12 protein-coding genes and 2 pseudogenes are annotated in these 18438 nt (G+C 72.6%); 9 read left to right on the forward strand and 5 right to left on the reverse strand.

Annotated features, from left to right (window positions below; translation table 11 throughout):
• The first annotated feature begins 161 nt into the window (after nucleotides 1–161).
• Nucleotides 162–458, forward strand: coding sequence for a hypothetical protein (locus tag DBP14_RS05015; protein ID WP_129305833.1), 297 nt, complete (start codon nucleotides 162–164; stop codon nucleotides 456–458).
• 88 nt (nucleotides 459–546) lie between these two features.
• On the opposite strand, the gene gcl is transcribed toward DBP14_RS05015, so the two are convergent.
• Nucleotides 547–2334: a glyoxylate carboligase gene (gene gcl, locus DBP14_RS05020; protein ID WP_129305834.1), complete on the reverse strand. Its 1788-nt coding sequence runs from the start codon at nucleotides 2332–2334 to the stop codon at nucleotides 547–549.
• 993 nt (nucleotides 2335–3327) lie between these two features.
• On the opposite strand from gcl, the pseudogene DBP14_RS36655 reads away from it, so the two are divergent.
• From DBP14_RS36655 to DBP14_RS05035, 4 genes and pseudogenes are all read left to right on the forward strand, one after another.
• Nucleotides 3328–4416: pseudogene (locus DBP14_RS36655) on the forward strand (alkaline phosphatase family protein); the annotation flags it as partial.
• Nucleotides 4417–4488: 72 nt separating this feature from the next.
• Nucleotides 4489–5193, forward strand: a pseudogene (locus tag DBP14_RS36660) (chitosanase); the annotation flags it as partial.
• A 3-nt stretch (nucleotides 5194–5196) separates the two neighbouring features.
• Nucleotides 5197–6492 (forward strand): MFS transporter, encoded by a 1296-nt coding sequence (locus tag DBP14_RS05030; RefSeq protein ID WP_129305836.1) that lies wholly within the window; start codon nucleotides 5197–5199, stop codon nucleotides 6490–6492.
• The gene (locus DBP14_RS05035) at nucleotides 6489–7475 is read left to right on the forward strand and encodes a PD40 domain-containing protein (RefSeq protein WP_164992251.1); all 987 of its coding nucleotides are present in this window, start codon (nucleotides 6489–6491) and stop codon (nucleotides 7473–7475) included. Before DBP14_RS05030 ends, DBP14_RS05035 begins: the two co-directional genes overlap by 4 nt.
• Before the next feature lie 17 nt (nucleotides 7476–7492).
• Here the strand turns inward: DBP14_RS05035 and DBP14_RS05040 are convergent, their stop codons facing one another.
• A complete protein-coding gene (locus DBP14_RS05040) occupies nucleotides 7493–9118 on the reverse strand; it encodes an AMP-binding protein (RefSeq protein WP_129305837.1) in 1626 nt (541 codons plus the stop codon).
• Nucleotides 9115–10788, reverse strand: a complete 1674-nt coding sequence (locus DBP14_RS05045) for an AMP-binding protein (protein ID WP_129305838.1) — start codon at nucleotides 10786–10788, stop codon at nucleotides 9115–9117. Before DBP14_RS05045 ends, DBP14_RS05040 begins: the two co-directional genes overlap by 4 nt.
• A gap of 185 nt (nucleotides 10789–10973) precedes the next feature.
• Between DBP14_RS05045 and DBP14_RS05050 the strand changes: the two genes are divergently transcribed.
• From DBP14_RS05050 to DBP14_RS05060, 3 genes are all read left to right on the forward strand, one after another.
• Nucleotides 10974–11828 (forward strand): helix-turn-helix transcriptional regulator, encoded by an 855-nt coding sequence (locus DBP14_RS05050; RefSeq protein ID WP_129305839.1) that lies wholly within the window; start codon nucleotides 10974–10976, stop codon nucleotides 11826–11828.
• Between the two features lie 154 nt (nucleotides 11829–11982).
• The gene (locus DBP14_RS05055; RefSeq protein ID WP_206739203.1) at nucleotides 11983–14817 is read left to right on the forward strand and encodes a helix-turn-helix transcriptional regulator; all 2835 of its coding nucleotides are present in this window, start codon (nucleotides 11983–11985) and stop codon (nucleotides 14815–14817) included.
• A 198-nt stretch (nucleotides 14818–15015) separates the two neighbouring features.
• Nucleotides 15016–15807 carry a serine protease gene (locus DBP14_RS05060; RefSeq protein WP_129305840.1) on the forward strand — a complete coding sequence of 264 codons (792 nt, stop codon included), beginning with the start codon at nucleotides 15016–15018 and terminating at the stop codon, nucleotides 15805–15807.
• Between the two features lie 163 nt (nucleotides 15808–15970).
• Here DBP14_RS05060 and dmpI read toward each other — a convergent pair whose 3' ends face one another.
• Together dmpI and DBP14_RS05070 are read right to left on the reverse strand one after the other, a co-directional pair.
• The gene (gene dmpI / locus DBP14_RS05065) at nucleotides 15971–16153 is read right to left on the reverse strand and encodes a 4-oxalocrotonate tautomerase DmpI (RefSeq protein ID WP_129305841.1); all 183 of its coding nucleotides are present in this window, start codon (nucleotides 16151–16153) and stop codon (nucleotides 15971–15973) included.
• Nucleotides 16154–16256: 103 nt separating this feature from the next.
• Nucleotides 16257–17123, reverse strand: coding sequence for a LysR family transcriptional regulator (locus tag DBP14_RS05070; protein ID WP_129305842.1), 867 nt, complete (start codon nucleotides 17121–17123; stop codon nucleotides 16257–16259).
• A 160-nt stretch (nucleotides 17124–17283) separates the two neighbouring features.
• Between DBP14_RS05070 and DBP14_RS05075 the strand changes: the two genes are divergently transcribed.
• Nucleotides 17284–18285, forward strand: coding sequence for a magnesium and cobalt transport protein CorA (locus DBP14_RS05075; protein ID WP_241740806.1), 1002 nt, complete (start codon nucleotides 17284–17286; stop codon nucleotides 18283–18285).
• Nucleotides 18286–18438: the final 153 nt, after the last annotated feature.

Genomic DNA, 18438 nt, shown 5'->3' on the forward strand with positions numbered 1-18438 from the left:
CTCCCTCCCCCACCCTCACACCGAAGCGCCCCCGCCCAGGGGGCGCTTCGTCGTGTCCGCCCCCGGAAAAGCCCCGGCCCGGGGGGTGCGCGTCCGGCGTGCGCGTCCCGGCGTGCGCGTCCCGGCGTGCGCGTCCGCCGCTTCCGCAGGACGCTGGGGACATGGGCGACACGACCCCGCACCCGCACCTGACGCCGTACCCGCACATCGTGGTCCACCCGCCGGCCCGGGACGGCTCGCGCCGGGTCACCGAGGGCGGGGTGACCCTGGGGCTCGCCTCGCACCTGGACGACGTCGTGGACCTCCTCCGCGGGGTCGGCCTGGACCGTGTGGAGGTCGAGGAGAGCGACCTCATCGACTGGCGGGGCGGTGGCGCGGACGACTGGCCGGACCTGACAGACCTGCCGAACCCATCGGACCGGCCCGCCCCGCCGGACCACCGGCCGCAGGGACCCTGAGCGGCCGCGGACAGCACGAAAGGGGCGGCCCGTCCGTGTGGACGGGCCGCCCCTGCGGCGTACCGGCGTCAGGCCGGTGAGACCTTCGTCAGACCTTCAGCGGCTTGATGGCCGTCGGCGCGTGACCGGGCTCGGTGGCCAGCTCCTCGAACTCGGTGATGTCGCTGATGTCCATCGTCTTGCTCATCGCGATGTTGGTGATCCGCTCCAGGATCGCCTCGACCACGACCGGCACCCGGTACTCCTCGGCCAGCTTCTTGGCCTCCTCGAAGGCCGCGCCCAGCTGGTCCGGCTCGGTGACCCGGATGGCCTTGCAGCCCAGGCCCTCGGCGACCTTGACGTGGTCCACGCCGTAGACGCCGATCTCGGGCGAGTTGATGTTCTCGAACTCCAGGTTGACCTCGAAGTTGATGCCCATGCCGGCCTGCGCCTGACGGATCAGGCCCAGGTAGGAGTTGTTCACCAGGACGTGGACGTAGGGGATCCGGTGGTGCGCGGCGACCGCCAGCTCCTCGATCATGAACTGGAAGTCGTAGTCGCCGGAGAGCGCGACGACCGGGGCCTCCGGGTCGGCCTTGGCGACGCCGATCGCGGCCGGGATCGTCCAGCCGAGCGGGCCGGCCTGGCCGCAGTTGATCCAGTGGCGCGGCTTGTAGACGTGCAGCATCTGCGCGCCGGCGATCTGGGAGAGGCCGATGGTGGTGACGTACCGGGTGTCGGGACCGAAGGCCCGGTTCATCTCCTCGTACACGCGCTGCGGCTTCATCGGCACGTTGTCGAAGTGCGTACGGCGCTGCAGCGTGGCCTTGCGCTCCTGGGTGGAGGCGACCCACGTGCCGCGGTCGGGCAGTTTGCCGGCCGCCTTCAGCTCCTTGGCGGCCTCGACGAACAGCTCCAGCGCGGCCTTCGCGTCGGAGACGACGCCGTAGTCCGGCGGGAAGATCTTGCCGATCTGGGTGGGCTCGATGTCGACGTGGACGAACGTGCGGTCGCCGCGGTAGACGTCGAGCTTGTAGCCGGTGTGGCGGTTGGCCCAGCGGTTGCCGATGCCGAGGACGAAGTCCGACTCCAGGAAGGTGGCGTTGCCGTAGCGGTGCGAGGTCTGCACGCCGACCATGCCGGCGTTCAGCTCGTGGTCGTCGGCCAGCGCGCCCCAGCCCATCAGGGTGGGGATGACGGGGGTCTGCGTCAGCTCGGCGAACTCGACCAGCAGGTCGGCGGCGTCGGCGCTGATGACGCCGCCGCCGGCGACGAGGACGGGGCGCTCTGAGGCGAGCAGGAAGGAGATCGCCTTCTCGATCTGGGCGCGGGTCGCGGCCGGCTTGTAGACCGGGAGCGGCTCGTACGTCTCGGGGTCGAACTCGATCTCCGTGGTCTGGACGTCGATCGGCAGGTCGATGAGGACCGGGCCGGGGCGGCCGGACCGCATCAGGTGGAAGGCCTGCTGGAAGACGCCGGGGACCTGCGCGGCCTCCAGGACGGTGACGGCCATCTTGGTCACCGGCGAGGCGATGGAGGCGATGTCGACGGCCTGGAAGTCCTCCTTGTGGATCACGGAGGTCGGCGCCTGGCCGGTGATGCACAGGATCGGAATGGAGTCGCCGATGGCCGAGTACAGGCCGGTGATCATGTCGGTGCCGGCGGGGCCGGAGGTGCCGATGCACAGGCCGATGTTGCCCGGCCGGGTGCGGGTGTAGCCCTCGGCCATGTGGGAGGCGCCCTCGACGTGGCGGGCGAGGGTGTGGCTGATGCCGCCGCCCTCTTTCAGCGCCTTGTAGAACGGGTTGATCGCCGCGCCGGGCACACCGAAGGCGTCGGTGACGCCCTCGCGCTTGAGGATCTCAACTGCCGCGCGGGCAGCGGTCATACGGGCCATCGAGTACTCCTGCTTCGGCTGTCCGGATGCGTACTCCCGTCGCGCCCCGCGGTGAGCACAGTCTCCGTTGCTGCGGATGATTCCAAATTCCGCGATACGGAATTTAACTTCTACTATCTGGAAGCAATGTATTCGGGCAGGAGAAGAGTCGTCAAGAGCGGCCGAAACCAGGACGCGCGGCGCGCACACAAGAAGGGGGAGAAGAGGCAGCCGGGGCAGCCGCGCCACGGAGAGCCCGGCGCGGGGCGCACAGGGGATCGACGGAGCCGCGCGGCGGACGAGGGGGCCGTGCCGCGGTCGCCACGCGACCCGGCCCACCCTCCCCCGCGCCACTCCGTCATGGCGGGGACTGCGACGTGGCCTGCGATGTGAACCGCGGACTGCGATTAGGAAACTTTCCTAACAGAGCAAAGTAAGGAGGTCACGGCGGGCCGTCAAGGCCGCGGACGGGATCCGTCCATACCGTTGACAGCGCCTCGCGCCGGGGCGTACCAATGCCAGCGGCGGCCTGGCGCGGACGTTCCGAACCCGACGCGCTCACCGCATCCACGGCTCCACGGATGCCCGGTGCCCCGGCCGCGTGCGGTCGTATGCCGTGTCACCGAGCACGTGCCGCCGCACGGCGCCGATCACGGTCCGCCGTGCAGCCGTACGTGCCGCACCTCCAGCCTGTTGCGCGCACCTGACCACTGCGTGCCGCAAGTCGCCCAGGCGTTGCTCACCTCTGTTGCCCGAGGGCCTTCTACGCCCCTCTCCAAGGAGATCAGCATGACGCCTTCCCGCTCCCGGCTCCGCTCCCGGCCAGGGCGGCGTGCCGCCCTGGCGGCCGGCACCAGCATGGCGCTGACCGTGCTCGGCCTGACCGCGGCGGCCGGCGCGTCCCCGGCCGCCGCCGACCCGGCGCCCGGCGCCGCCTCCGTGACGGCCGGCGGCATCCCCCGCCTCGACCACGTGGTGGTCGTGATGGAGGAGAACAAGTACTACGAGGACGTCATGGACTCCTCGTCCGCCCCCTACATCAACTCCCTTGCCAAGCAGGGAGCTTCGTTCAAGGACTTCCACGGCATCACCCACCCGAGCCAGGGCAACTACGTGGCGCTGTTCTCGGGTTCCACCCACGGCATCGCCGACGACGACTGCCCGCACGACTTCTCCTCCGACAACCTCGGCAACCAGCTCCTCACCCACGGCGGTTCGTTCACCGGCTACTCGGAGGACCTGCCGGCCGACGGCTCGAAGGACTGCGGCGACGACGGCGACAGCGGCTACGCGCGCAAGCACAACGGCTGGGTCGACTTCAAGAACGTCCCGGCCTCGTCCAACCTGCGCATGGACCGCTTCCCGTCGGACTACGCCAAGCTGCCCGACGTCGCGTTCGTGACCCCGAACCTCGACGACGACATGCACGACGGCACCGTGCGCGAGGGCGACGACTGGCTGCGCGACCACCTCGACGGCTACGTCCAGTGGGCGAAGACGCACAACAGCGCGCTCGTCGTCACCTGGGACGAGGACGACAGCGACGACGACGTCAACCACATCCCCACGGTGATCGTCGGCGCCCACGTCAAGCAGGGCTACACCTCCACCAAGCGCGGCGACCTGTACTCGCTGCTGCGGACGCTGGAGGACATGCACGGGCTGCCGGCGCTGGGCTCGGCGGCCGACCGCGACCCGCTCACCGACGTCTGGGACACCGGCGGCACCACCCCGCCGCCCACGGACGGCACCAACCTGGCGGCGAACCGGCCGACGAAGACCTCCTCCACCGAGAGCAGCGGCCTCACCGGCGCCAAGGCGGTCGACGGCGACTCCGGTACCCGGTGGGCCAGCAAGGAGGGCTCCGACCCGCAGTGGATCTCGGTCGACCTGGGCGCCGACACCGACATCAGCCGGGTCAAGCTGAGCTGGGAGGCCGCCTTCGGCAAGGCCTACAGGATCCAGACCTCGCAGGACGGCTCCACCTGGTCGACGGTGTACTCCACGACCAGCGGTAACGGCGGCACCGACGACCTGACGGTGCACGGGCACGGCCGCTACGTGCGCATGTACGGCACGCAGCGCGGCACGTCGTACGGCTACTCGCTCTACGAGTTTCAGGTGTACGGCACCGGCGGCACCACCACACCGCCGCCGCCCACCTCCGGGGGCGACCTGAACGACCCCGCCAAGAAGGAGATCGCGATGGAGCTGGTCTCCAGTGCGGAGAACTCCTCGCTGGACTGGAAGGCGCAGTACACGTACATCGAGGACATCGGCGACGGCCGCGGCTACACGGCGGGCATCATCGGGTTCTGCTCCGGCACCGGTGACATGCTCGACCTCGTCGAGCACTACACCGACCTGGAGCCCGGCAACGTCCTGGCCAAGTACCTGCCCGCGCTCAGGGACGTCAACGGCAGCGACTCCCACGCGGGGCTCGGCTCGGCCTTCGTCAGCGACTGGCACAAGGCCGCCGGCGACAGCGTCTTCCGCAAGGCCCAGGACGACGAGCGCGACCGGGTGTACTTCGACCCGGCGGTCGAGCAGGCCAAGGCCGACGGCGTGCAGACACTGGGGCAGTTCATCTACTACGACGCGATCGTGATGCACGGCCCCGGCGACGACGACACCAGTTTCGGCGGGATCCGCGCGCGGGCCATGCGGAACGCGAAGACCCCGGCCCAGGGTGGTGACGAGGTGACGTACCTCAACGCCTTCCTGGACGCCCGCAAGTGGGCCATGGAGCAGGAGGAGGCGCACAGCGACACCAGCAGGGTCGACACCGAGCAGCGCGTGTTCCTGGACGACGGAAACCTCCAGCTGAACCCGCCGCTGCGCTGGAAGGTCTACGGCGACCCGTACGAGATCGACGGCTGACGGATGTACATATCGTCCAGCCGGGCGGCGACCCCCGTGTCGCCGCCCGGCGCCGGGAAGAGGGGCGTCGCCCCCACCGTGCTCGCGCTCGGCTCGGTCAGCCTGGTCACCGACATCTCCTCGGAGATGGTGACCGCGGTGCTGCCGATGTACGTGATGTTCACGCTCGGCCTGAGCCCGCTGCAGTTCGGCGCGCTGAACGGCATGTACGTCGGTGTGACCGCCCTGGTCCGGGTGGCCGGGGGCCAGCTGGCCGACCGCACCCTGCGCCGCAAACTGGTCGCGGGCGCCGGCTACGCCCTGTCCGCGGTGTGCAAACTGGGCCTGCTCGCGGCCGGTTCGTCGGTGCCGGTGCTCGGCGCGGTGATCGCCGCCGACCGCACCGGCAAGGGGCTGCGCACCGGGCCCCGGGACGCGCTGATCTCGCTGAGCAGCACGCCCGCCACGCTGGGCCGCTCCTTCGGGGTGCACCGGGCGATGGACACCACGGGCGCGTTCCTCGGCCCGCTGGTGGCGTTCGGCCTGCTGCTGCTCACCCCCGGCCGCTACGACACCGTGTTCGTGACGAGTTTCCTCGTCGCCGCCGTCGGCGTGGTGATGCTCGGCCTGCTGGTCCGGGAGCGGCCGGCCAAGGAGGAACGGCGCGATCCGGGATCGGCGGGCCTGCGGGACGTGCTCGGGCTGCTGCGCCGGCCCGCCTATCTGCGGGTGGGTCTCGCGGCGGTCGTGCTCGGCGCGGTGGTGCTCGGCGACTCGTTCGTCTATCTGCTGCTCCAGCAACGGCTCGGCGTGCCCGAGGAGTTGTTCCCGCTGCTGCCGCTCGGCACGGCCGGCGCCTATCTGCTGCTCGCGGTACCGCTCGGCCGGCTCGCCGACCGGTTCGGGCGGCTGCGGGTCTACGCCGCCGGGCACCTGGCCCTGCTCGCCGCCTGCCTGCTGCTGCTCGCCCCGGCGGCCCGGCTGCCGCTCGTGGCCGCCGTCCTCGCCCTGCACGGGGTGTTCTACGCGGCGACGGACGGGGTGCTGATGGCGGCCGTCGGCCCGCTCGTACCGCCCCGGCTGCGGGCCGGCGGGCTGTCCCTGATCCAGACCGCGCAGTCGGCGTCCGCGCTGGCGTCCTCGGTGCTGTTCGGCGCCTGCTGGACCCTGTGGGGCCTGACCACCGCGCTGGCGCTGGCCGTGACGGCGCTGGCCGTGGCCCTGGCCCTCGCGGTGTGGATCCTGCCCTGGAAGCACGAGCCCGCGCCGGACCAGCCCGCCCCTGTCCCCCACCGCACCGACGAGGAGCACGCCGTATGACCGCCCGGACCCGTCTGGTGTCCCTGCTGGCCGCCGTCCTGGTGGCGGCCATCCTCGCCACCGGGTACGTGTGGCACGCCCGCGAGAGCGACGACGCGGCGCCCGGCGGCCGGATCCGGCTGGACTCGGCCGGCCGGCTGCTGTTCCGCAACACCGCGCCCGGCGCCGGGTTCGGCCGGATCGCCACCGTGCCGGCCGGCCACCCCGGCGCCGCCCGCACCCTCGGCCGGCTGCGCTGCGACCGGGTGTACGCCGCCCACGGCACCGGTGTCTGCCTGCAGCGCACCGGGCCGGTCCCCGGCACCGAGGTCACCGCGCTCGACCCGGACCTGCGCACGCTGCGCCGGCTGCGCACCGGGGGCTTCCCCAACCGGGCCCGGGTCTCCGCCGACGGGCGGATGCTGTCCTGGACGATGTTCGTGCGCGGCGACTCCTATCTCCGCGACGACTTCTCCACCCGCACCGGCGTCCTGGACACCCGCACCGGCCGGGCGGTGCCGAACATCGAGGGCATCCCGCTGACCCTGGAGGGCCGGCCGTACCACGCGGCCGACGTCAACTACTGGGGCGTCACCTTCGCGTCCGACGACAGCACGTTCTACGCCACCGTCCGCACCGGGGGCCGTACGTACCTGGTCAAGGGCGACTACAAGAAGTGGACCGCGCACACCGTGCGGCGGAACGTGGAGTGCCCGTCGCTGTCGCCGGACGGCACGCGGCTGGTGTTCAAGAAGCGGGTGAGCGCCAGCGCGCAGCGCCCGTGGCGGCTGTACGTGCTGGACCTGGCCACGATGCGGGAGACCCCGCTGGCGGAGCCGCGCAGCGTGGACGACCAGGCGGCCTGGCTGGACGGCCGTACGGTGATGTACGGCCTGCCCCGGCACGGCGGCGGCTGGGACGTGTGGTCCGTCCCCGCCGACGGCTCCGGAAGGCCGCGCCTGCTCGTCCACGACGCGAGTTCCCCCGCGCTGCTCACCCGCTGACCGGCGCCGGCGCCCCGTCAGCCGCCGTAGGTCTGGCGCAGTTCGACCTTGCGGACCTTCCCGGACACCGTCATCGGGAAGGACTCCAGCACCTGGAGCCGGCTCGGCACCTTGTAGTGGGCGAGCCGGCCCGCGCAGTAGGCGCGCAGCTCCTCCAGGGTGAGCGGGTCGGCGGGGTCGAGCGGGATGACGCAGGCGAGAACCTCCTCGCCGTACGTCTCGTGCGGCACACCGACCACCTGGACGTCGCGGATCTTGGGGTGGCCGTAGAGGAACTCCTCGATCTCGCGCGGGTAGATGTTCTCGCCGCCGCGGATGATCATGTCCTTGATACGGCCGACGATCTCGACGTAGCCGTCCTCCCGCATGACCGCGAGGTCGCCGGTGTGCATCCAGCGGCCGGGGTCGATGGCCTCGGCGGTCTTGTCGGGCTCGTTCCAGTAGCCGAGCATCACGCTGGACCCGCGGGTGCACAACTCTCCGGCCGTGCCGCGCGGCCGGGTGACGCCGGTGGCCGGGTCGACGACCTTGACCTCCAGGTGGGGCAGGACGCGGCCGACGGTGCCGGTGCGGTGCTCCAGGTCGTCCTCGATGCGGGTCTGCAGGGAGACGGGTGAGGTCTCAGTCATGCCGTAGCAGATGGAGACCTCCTCCATGTGCATCTCGGCGACCACCCGCTTCATGACCTCCACCGGGCAGGGGGAGCCCGCCATGATGCCGGTGCGCAGCGAGGTGAGGTCGTAGGAGGCGAAGTCGGGGAGGTTCAGCTCGGCGATGAACATGGTCGGTACGCCGTACAGGGAGGTGCAGCGTTCCTGCTGGACGGCGTCCAGGGTGGCCTTCGGTTCGAAGGACGGGGCGGGGATGACCATGCAGGCGCCGTGCGAGGTGGCCGCGAGGTTGCCCATCACCATGCCGAAGCAGTGGTAGAAGGGCACCGGGATGCAGATCCGGTCCTGCTCGCTGTAGGCGACCAGCTCGCCCACGAAGAAGCCGTTGTTGAGGATGTTGTGGTGGGAGAGGGTGGCGCCCTTGGGGAAGCCGGTGGTGCCCGAGGTGTACTGGATGTTGATCGGGTCGTCGCAGGACAACTCGGCCTCGCGCGCCCGCAGTTCCTCGCGCCGGTCGTCCGTGCCGCGCGCGGTGAACTCGTCCCAGGACGGGTCGCCGATGTAGACGGTCTCCCGCAACCCGGGGCACCGGCCGCGCACTTCCTCGACCATGGCGCGGTAGTCGCTGCTCTTGTGGCTGAGGGAGGCGAACAGCAGGGAGATCCCGGCCTGGTTCAGGACGTACTCGACCTCGTGGGTGCGGTAGGCCGGGTTGATGTTGACCATGATGGCGCCGACGCGGGCGGTGGCGTACTGGACGAGCACCCACTCGGCGCAGTTGACCGCCCAGATGCCGACCCGGTCGCCTTTGGCGACGCCGCTCGCGAGGAGCGCGTACGCGAGCCGGTCGACCTCGGCCGAGAAGGCGGTGTAGGTCCAGCGCCGGCCGGTGGGCACGTCGACCAGGGCCTCGCGGCCGGGCCAGGCGGCGACGGCCCGGTCCAGGTTGGCGCCGATGGTGTCGCCGAGCAGCGCGGTGCTGCCCGTGCCGTGCGTGTACGACAGCGGGGCCGTCGCCTGTTCCGAGGTCACCGGAAGTCCTCCTCGCGGTATTCGTCGTCCGAGCCGGCGGCCGTGGCCTCGCGCAGCTCGATCCGGCGGATCTTGCCGGAGACGGTCTTGGGCAGCGCGCCGAACTCCAGCCGGCGGACGCGCTTGTAGGGGGCGAGCACCTCACGGGAGTGCTCGAAGATCGCCTTGGCGGTGCCGGGTCCGGGCTCCCAGCCCTCGGCGAGGACGACGTACGCCTTCGGCACGGCGAGCCGCAGCTCGTCCGGGGCCGGGACGACGGCGGCCTCGGCGACCGCCTCGTGCTCCAGCAGGGCGCTCTCCAGCTCGAACGGGCTGATCTTGTAGTCGGAGGCCTTGAAGACGTCGTCGCTGCGCCCGATGTAGGTCAGGTACCCCTCGTCGTCGCGGGAGGCGACGTCGCCCGTGCGGTAGTAGCCGCCCGCCATGGCCTCGGCGGTGCGGTCCGGGTCGCCGTGGTAGCCGGTCATCAGGCCGACGGGCCGGTCGGAGAGGTCCAGGGCGATCTCGCCCTCGGTGGCGCCGGGCGCGCCGGACACCGGGTCGAGGAGTTCCACGGTGTAGCCGGGGCTGGGGCGGCCCATGGAGCCGGTCTTCAGCGGCTGGCCGGGGCTGTTGGCGACCTGTACGGCGGTCTCGGTCTGTCCGAAGCCGTCCCGGATGGTGATGCCCCAGCTGCGCCGGACCTGCTCGATGACCTCGGGGTTGAGCGGTTCGCCGGCGGCGACGACCTCGCGGGGCGGGGTGGCGAGCTGGGTCAGGTCGGCCTGGATGAGCATCCGCCACACGGTCGGCGGGGCGCAGAAGGTGGTGACGCCGCAGCGGTCCATCTCGGCCATCAGGCGGGCGGCGTCGAAGCGCGTGTAGTTGTGGATGAAGACGGTCGCCTCCGCGTTCCACGGCGCGAACAGGTTGGACCAGGCGTGCTTGGCCCAGCCGGGCGAGGAGATGTTCAGGTGGACGTCGCCGGGCTTGAGGCCGATCCAGTACATGGTGGCCAGGTGGCCGATGGGGTAGGAGCTGTGGGTGTGCTCGACCAGCTTGGGGCGGGCGGTGGTGCCGGACGTGAAGTACAGCATCAGCGGGTCGTCGGCGAGGGTCGGCCCGTCGGGCACGAACCCGGCGGGGGCCGTGTACGCGTCCTCGTACGGCTCCCAGCCCTCCGCCGGCAGTCCGCCGACGCTGATCCGCGTGTAGGCGCCGGGGACGTCGTCGAACTTGGGGGTGTCCTCGGCCCGTACGATCACGTGCTTCACCCGGCCGCGGTCCACCCGGTCGCGCAGGTCGGCCGGGCCCAGCAGCGGGGTCGCCGGGATGACGACCGCGCGCAGTTTCATCGCGGCCAGCGCGGTCTCCCACAGCTCGGCCTGGTTGCCGAGCATGACGAGGACGCGGTCCTCGGCGCCGACGCCCCGGGCGCGCAGCCAGTTCGCGACCCGGTCGGAGCGCTCGGACATCTCGGCGAAGGACAGCCGGACCTCGGTGCCGTCCTCCTCGACGATGTGCAGGGCGGTCCGGTCGTTGCCGTCGGCGATCGCGTCGAACCAGTCCAGCGCCCAGTTGAAGTGCTCGGGCCGGGGCCAGCTGAAGCCCGCGCGGGCGGTGGCGTAGTCCTCGCGGTGCTCCAGCAGGAAGTCCCGCGCCGTGCGGAACTGCTCGGTCGCCGTCGTCATCCGTCCTCCTCGTTCCTGGGCCGTGCGCCTGCGCGCACGCTCCGCCCGTCGCACGCCCCGGCTCACTCCCCTGTTCCGGACCATTGCCGGGCGGCTCTCTGGCATCGTCTAATCCGTGATGCATGTCTCACTACCCCCGAACGGGGGTGTGGACCGCGCACGGGCCGCGTCGAAGGGGTGAACAGGTGACAGCAGACGGCGTGGCGGCGGTGGAGATACGGAGCGCGCTGGCCCGGCTGCGGCGCGGGACGGGTCTCCCGGTCGCCTTCGGCGGGCTGGTCGAGGCGGGCAGGCCGCAGATCCGCATCAGCGAGCTGAGCGGCACGCACACCGCCTCGCTCAGCGCGCTCGCGGTGACCTCCGGCAACGGGCTGGGTGGCCGGGCGGTGGCGCTGGCCCGGCCGTGCGCGGTCACGGACTACGCCGGTTCCCGCCAGATCAGCCACGAGTACGACGCGCCGGTGGCCGCGGAGGGCATCCGCTCGGTGCTCGCGGTGCCGGTGGTGGTGCGGCGCCGGGTGCGCGGGGTGCTGTACGGCGCGCTCCGTGCGGCGCAGCCGCTGGGCGACCGCACGCTGGGCGCGGCGGTGGCGGCGGCGCGGGACGTGGAGCAGGCGCTGGTGGTGCGGGACGAGGCGCGGGCGCTGGTGTCGGCGGCGGGTGCCGGGGCCGCCGGGGCGGTGCCGGAAGCACGGCCGGAGCCGGGGGCGGGGGCGGCCCGGGAGCAGGTGCGGGAGGCCCATGCTGCGCTGCGCGCCCTGGCCCCGCGGATCGCCGACCCCGAACTGCGGGCCGAACTCCTCGCGGCGTGCGGGCTGCTGGCCGAGGAGCGCCGGTCCGGCGGCGCGAGTCTGGCGCCGCGCGAGCTGGACGTGCTCTCCTGGGTGGCGGCGGGCGCCACCAACGCGGGGGTGGCCGAACGGCTGGGACTGCGCCCGGAGACGGTGAAGGGCTATCTGCGCTCGGCGATGCGGAAGCTGGGCGCCCACACGCGAGGGGAGGCGGTGACGGCGGCCCGCCGGGCGGGGCTGCTGCCGTAGTGCCCCGCGGCGGTAAGGAACCCTTCCGGTTGATGCGGGTAGCGCGCTGAATTCGACTTTCTTTGACCGTTTGTTATTTCCCTCACCACGGCTTCCGTCCGGGTTTCCAGGATCGTTGCCTAGAATTTGGCCCGGACACGACACGAGGGGAGCGGTGACCGTGCGACGGGACTTCCAGGAGCCTGCCCGATGCCGCCCCGACCTGCTCATCGGCCGCGACGAACTGTTCACCGGCGCCCGCGACCAGCTCGCCGCCGGCGGCAGCGTGCTGCTCCACGGCCCCGCCGGAATTGGGAAATCGACGGTCCTGCGGGCATTGGCCGAGGAATACGGCGCCACCGCCCGGACGGTGTTGCGCTGCTCGGCCACCGAGTCCGAATCGCACCTCCCCTTCCTCGCCCTCGCCGACCTCCTCGGCCTGGTCCTCGACGAGGTGAGCCCCGGGCTGCCCGCCGCCCAGCGCACCGCCCTGGAGTCGGCGCTCACCGGCCGCGGCGAGTCCAGCCTCCAGCGCGACGGCCTCGCCCTGCGCCTCGCCGTGCTCTCCGCGCTCCGCGCGCTCGCCGCCGAGGGTCCCGTCCTGGTCGTCGCCGACGATCTGCAGTGGCTGGATCCGGCCAGCGCCGAACTGCTCGGCTTCGCCGCCCGCCGGCTCGGCGGCACCCCGGTGCAGCTGCTGTGCGCGACCCGGACGGTCAGCAAGGAGAGCCAGGAGTACGACCGCCACCTGCGTGCCTGCCCGCCGGACACCCTCTCCGTCCGCCTCGGCCCGCTCTCCCGCGCCCAGGTCGCCCAGCTCCTCGACCACCGCGGCCACGGCGGACTGCCCCGCTCCACGGTCCGCGACATCCACCGCACCAGCGGCGGCAACCCGCTGTTCGCCCTGGAGCTGGGCCGCGCCCTCGCCGACAGCCCCACCCCGCCCCGGCCGGGCGAGCCGCTGCCGGTGCCGACCTCGCTGCGCGCCCTGGTGCTCAGCCGGCTGGACATGCTGTCGGTGGAGGCCCGCCGCACCCTGCTGGTGGCCAGTGCCGGCGCCCGCCCCACCGCCGCCCTGCTGCACGCGGCCGGCCGGGGCAACGCCGAGGCCGAGTGCGCCCAGGCCGCCGAACTCGGGCTGCTGGCCCCCGAGGCGGAGGGCCAGGCCATCCGGTTCGCGCACCCGCTGATCTCCGCCGCGCTCTACGCCGAGACGCCCGCCCAGGAACGCCGGGCCGCGCACGCCGCCCTGTCCACGGCGGCCTTCGACCCCATCGAACGGGCCCGGCACCTGGCCCTCGCCACCACCGGCACCGACCCCGAGGTGGCCGCCCGGCTCGCCGAGGCCGCGGCCCTCGCCCGGGACCGGGGCGCACCCTCGGTCGCCGCCCAGCTGGGGCTGCTCGCCGCCCGGCACAGCCCGGCCGGCACCGCGCCCGGCCCGGAGGAGCGGCGGCTGCAGGCCGCCGAGGACGCGATCACCGCCGGCGAGGTCGACCTGGCCCGGGACATCGCCCGCGAGGTGCTGACCCGGACGACCGTGCCCGCCGAACGGGTGCGGGCCTGGATCATCGTCATCGACACCGCCGGACACACCATGGCCGAGGTCGACGCCGCCTTCCCGCAGGCCCTCGCCGACGCCGGCGACGACCCGCGGCTGCTCGCCCTGGTCCACTACCAGCTGGCCTGGCGGGCCCTGATCGTGCAGGGCGACTTCACCGAGGCCCGCGAGGCCGCCGCGCACGCCGCCGGACTGGCCGCGCGGGGCGCCGACCGGCGCACCGAACTCCTCGCGCTCGCCTTCCAGGCCCAGACCGAGACCCTGATGGGCCATCCGGAGGCCCCGCAGACGATCCAGCGCGCCCTGAAGGAGCCCCAGGACCCGGGGGTGGCCTGCCACCACAACGGCGCGGTCAGCGCCCGGTTCCGCTGGCAGATCATGGGCGACCAGCTGTCCGAGGCCCGGGCGACGGTCACCGGGCTGCTGCGCGAGGTGCGCCGGCGCGGCTCGGTGGAGAGCGAGGTGCACTTCGTGCGCTGCCTCGCCGAGACCGAACTGCACGCCGGGCACTGCGGCCGCGCCCTGGAACTCGCCCACGAGGGGCTGCGCCTGGCCCGCGACTCCGGGATCGGCGAGACCGCCTCGGCGATGCTCACCTCGCTGGCCGAGGCCGCCGGCGGGGACGTGGACCGGGCCCTGGCCCTCGCCCGGGAGGCCGTCGAGCACGCCGGGCAGGACGGCGACCAGATGTACCTCTCCCGGGCCCTGGCCGCCCTCGGCCACGCCCAGTTGGTGGCCGGCGACCCGGCCGGCACCGTCCGCTCGCTGCGCCGGGTGCGCCGGCTGGAGCTGGACCTCGGCGTCACCGACCCGGCACGCGGCCGCTGGCACGCCGACCTGGCCGAGGCACTGGTCCGGGTGGGTGAACCCGACGAGGCGCAGGACGTCATCGACACGAGCCGCGAGCACGCGCTGCGGCTGGGCCGGGACAGCGTCCTCGGCGTCCTGGACCGGGCCGAGGGCCTGGTGCTGGCCGCCCGGGGCGAGAAGGAGGCCGCCGTGGAGCGGCTGACCTCCGCTCAGGACCGGCTCGGCAAGCTCGGCTACGGCCTGGAGGAGGCGCGGGCCGCGTTCGCGCTGGCCCGGCTGCGCACCGGCCCCGCCGAGCCGAACGCGCGGCGCGCGGCGGCGTACGACGAGGCGACCCGGCTGTTCCGCCGCTGCCGGGCGCTGCCGTGGTTGCGCCAGGTGGACGAGGCACTCACCCCCCGGGAGCCGGATCCGGCGCTGCCGGCGCCGCAGGCCCCGGACGCCCTGGAGGGCCTGGCGTCGATGGAGCGTCAGGTCGCCTCGCTGGTCATGGAGGGCGCCACCAACCGGGAGATCGCGGCCCGGCTGTTCGTCAGTGTGAAGACGGTGGAGGCCACGCTGACCCGCGTCTACCGCAAGCTGGGGATCCGGTCGCGGGTCGACATCGTCCGATTGGCGGCAGGTCGCCGCGCGGACTGAGGCGGGTCCTTGTTGACTGGGCCGCAGACCGAGGGTTTTCCCTCCCCCGGCCCCCCTAGGGGGTTCCCTCATTGGGAGGCGGGAGTTCGGGTCCTAGCTTAATGAGCGTGCCGCTCGCCCGGGCACACGGGGGTCGGTCCCGCGACCCCCGTGCTCACCCCGTCGAGACCCCCACCGGCAACCCCCACGAGGAGACGCATGTTCGGGACCAGACGTGCCAGACCACTCGCCGCGACACTGGTGGCGACGGCCGCCGCCGCGGCCACCGCGCTGATCGCCTCCCCCACGGCGACCGCCGCACCCCAGCCCATCGTGGGCGGTACGACCACCACGACCGCCGCGTACCCGTTCATGATGCAGATCACCGACGCCGCCGGTAACCAGTTCTGCGGCGGCACCCTGGTCGCCCCCACGAAGGTCGTCACCGCCGCGCACTGCATGGTCGGCGAGAGCCCGAACGGGGTCCGCGTGGTCGGCGGCCGCACCTACCTCAACGGCACCGACGGCACCGTCGCCAAGGTGAGCAGGATCTGGGTGAACCCGGACTACACCGACGCCACCAACGGCGACGACGTGGCCGTCATCACCCTGGCGTCGTCGATGCCGTACACGGCCGCGAAGTACGTGTCCTCCTCGGACACCGGGGTGTACGCGGCCGGCACCACCGCCCGGATCCTCGGGTGGGGCACCACCTCGGAGAACGGCGGCTCCTCCAACCAGCTGCGGACCGCGACCGTCCCGGTCGTGGCCGACGCCGGCTGCGGGAGCGCCTACGGTTCGGACTTCGTCCAGTCCGACATGGTTTGCGCCGGATACACGTCCGGCGGCGTAGACACCTGCCAGGGCGACAGCGGCGGTCCCCTGCTTGTCGGGGGCGTCCTGGCAGGGATCACTTCCTGGGGCGAGGGGTGCGCGGAGGCGGGCTACCCGGGTGTGTACACCCGGCTGGCCGCCTTCTCGGACCTGGTGACCGAGCAGGTCGGCTCGTAACCCGGAAGAAGGACACCTGAGCACCCCTCAGGTAGATGCCAGGGGGGCGTTGCGAGCCACCACGAGCGGCCCGCAACGCCTCCCTATCCATGTGCCGGCCCCTGCCCGGGCCCCGTCCCCCGTCCGGGGCCCGCGCTCGTGCGGCTACCGGTCGGCGGTGCGGCTACCGGTCGGTGGTGAGCTTTCCGGCCACGCCCCAGCTGTCCGCGGGGACCTCGTGGATCCACACCTGCACGGACTCCGCGGGGACCGCGAGCGCGTCGACGAACGCGTCGGTGACCCGCTTGACCAGGTCCCGCTTCAGCTCGGTGTCACGGGGGCCCTGCTGGATGGTGACGATCGGCATGACTGCACTCCCTTGATCGGCCGTTGCCCGGCGCTCCTTCTCGGTGGGTCCAGTCCATCGCGGGACGCGTCCGGGACCAAGGGCCAGTCGGCGACCGCAGCGATCAGCTTTCGTGATCGCCGCAGGCCGTCAGCAGGTCCTCCAGGTGCGGGGTGGGGTCGGTGGCGGAGACGGCGAGGCCGGTGGCGAGGGCCAGGCCGGGCGCGCGGAAGGGCACGTAGGCGACGCGCGGGGTGTGCAGCACGCGCGCGTGGGAGGCGTAGACGACCGTCCACAGGGGGCGGGCGCCGATGGTGGCCAGGGTGTTCTGCAGGGACCCGTTGACCGCCGCGGGCACGGGCTCGAACCCGGCGTCGTGGCAGGCGCCGACGACCAGGTCGACCAGGGCGGGGTTGTCGCGGCGGGCGGTCAGGGCGAGGGGCAGCCCGGCCAGGTCCGCCAGGTCGATCTCGGGCCGCGTGGCGAGCGGGTGCGTGGCGGGGACCGCGGCGACCAGCGGATCGGGCCACAGCGGCAGCACCCGGACGCCGGGCGGCGGCTCGGCCGCCCGGACGAACGCGGCGTCCAGTCCGCCGACGGCGACCCGGGCCAGCCGCTCGGACACCGGCAGGGAGACCAGGTCGACCGGCACGTCCGGCGCCCGTGCGGCGAAGGCGGCGAGCACCCGGTCCAAGTGGGCGCCGAGCCCGGTGCAGGTGCCGAGGCGCAGTCCGGCCGGCGCCGCCACGGCCGCCCTGGCCCGGTCGGCCGCCGCGAGCACCGCCCGCGCCTCGGGCAGCAGCCGCTCCCCCGCCCCGGTCAGCCGCACCCGGCGCGGCGAGCGGTCGAACAGCTCGGCACCCAGCTCCCGCTCCAGCCGCTGTATCTGCTGACTGACCGCCGACTGCACGATATGCAGCCGCTCGGCCGCCCTCCCGAAGTGCAACTCCTCGGCGACGGCGACGAAGTAGCTGAGCTGCCGCAGTTCCATGGGGCGACTGTAGACGCCCCTCCCCGACCAGGAGGGTGCGGGACTGCGCGACGAACCCCGACCGGCCCGCGGCCGACGTACCGTCCCGCCCGGCGGTGCGGATGGCTATCCTCCTCATACCGGCCGCGATCACACCGCGGGCTCGACCGAGAGGCACCTCATGCCCGAGCGTCCCACGGAAAGCGCCCCGGGCAACGCCAGAACCAACGGCGCCGACCCCGCCCTCCCCCGCCCACGGCGTCCCACCGAGTGGATCGAACTCAGCCGCCCCCCGGCTTCCGAACTGCATACCCTCGCTGAGGAGTTCGGCCTGCACCCCCTCGCCGTCGAGGACGCCATGGAGGCGCACCAGCGCCCCAAGCTGGAGCGCTACGGCGACACCCTCTTCGTCGTGCTGCGCGCGGCCCGCTATCTCGACGCGCCCGAGGAGGTCGCCTTCGCCGAGCTGCACGTCTTCGTCGGCCCCGACTTCCTCATCACGGTCCGGCACGGCTCCGCCCCGGACCTGTCCGCGGTCCGCCGCCGTATGGAGGACTCGCCCGAACTGCTGGCGCTCGGCCCGGAGGCGGTCCTGTACGCGATCCTCGACGCGGTCGTCGACGGGTACGCGCCGGTCGTCGCGGGCGTGCAGAACGACATCGACGAGATCGAGACGGAGGTCTTCCGCGGCGACCCCGAGGTCTCCCGCCGGATCTACGAACTGTCGCGGGAGACGGTCGAGTTCCAGCGGGCCACCCGCCCGCTGGTCGGCATGCTGCACGCGCTGATGGCCGGCTTCGCCAAGTACGAGACCCATGAGGAACTCCAGCGCTATCTGCGGGACGTCGCCGACCACGTCACGCACATCAGCGAGCGCGTCGACGGCTTCCGGCAGGCCCTCACCGAGATCCTCACCGTCAACGCGACCCTGGTCACCCAGCAGCAGAACGCGGAGATGCGGGCGCTCGCGGAGGCCGGGTTCGAGCAGAACGAGGAGGTCAAGAAGATCTCCAGCTGGGCGGCGATCCTCTTCGCGCCCACGCTCGTCGGCACGATCTACGGCATGAACTTCCGGGACATGCCGGAGCTGAGCTGGAGTTTCGGATACCCCTTCGCGATCGGGCTGATGGGCGTCGTGTGCGGGACCCTGTACCTGATCTTCAAGCGGCGGGACTGGCTCTGACCGTCCCCCTCGGCCCCGAGTGGTCTAGTCCACCCAGAACAGCCCTGTCCAGGTGCAGAGTCCGACCGGTTCCGGAATTGGTCTAGTCCCATCTTGGTCCAGACCATTGACCCGGCTCATGGATGACCGCTATTCCAGAAGCATCAACATCCC

The organism is Streptomyces sp. L2 (genome assembly GCF_004124325.1).
In the GTDB taxonomy this organism is placed as follows: Bacteria; Actinomycetota; Actinomycetes; order Streptomycetales; family Streptomycetaceae; genus Streptomyces.

Excerpts from the sequence above, each read along its gene's own strand:
- gcl (WP_129305834.1), bottom strand. The coding sequence starts at position 2,334 with ATGGCCCGTATGACCGCTGCCCGCGCGGCAGTTGAGATCCTCAAGCGC.
- DBP14_RS05075 (WP_241740806.1), top strand. The coding sequence starts at position 17,284 with ATGCCCGAGCGTCCCACGGAAAGCGCCCCGGGCAACGCCAGAACCAAC.
- DBP14_RS05035 (WP_164992251.1), top strand. The coding sequence starts at position 6,489 with ATGACCGCCCGGACCCGTCTGGTGTCCCTGCTGGCCGCCGTCCTGGTG.
- DBP14_RS05045 (WP_129305838.1), bottom strand. The coding sequence starts at position 10,788 with ATGACGACGGCGACCGAGCAGTTCCGCACGGCGCGGGACTTCCTGCTG.
- DBP14_RS05015 (WP_129305833.1), top strand. The coding sequence starts at position 162 with ATGGGCGACACGACCCCGCACCCGCACCTGACGCCGTACCCGCACATC.
- DBP14_RS05060 (WP_129305840.1), top strand. The coding sequence starts at position 15,016 with ATGTTCGGGACCAGACGTGCCAGACCACTCGCCGCGACACTGGTGGCG.
- DBP14_RS05070 (WP_129305842.1), bottom strand. The coding sequence starts at position 17,123 with ATGGAACTGCGGCAGCTCAGCTACTTCGTCGCCGTCGCCGAGGAGTTG.
- DBP14_RS05030 (WP_129305836.1), top strand. The coding sequence starts at position 5,197 with ATGTACATATCGTCCAGCCGGGCGGCGACCCCCGTGTCGCCGCCCGGC.
- dmpI (WP_129305841.1), bottom strand. The coding sequence starts at position 16,153 with ATGCCGATCGTCACCATCCAGCAGGGCCCCCGTGACACCGAGCTGAAG.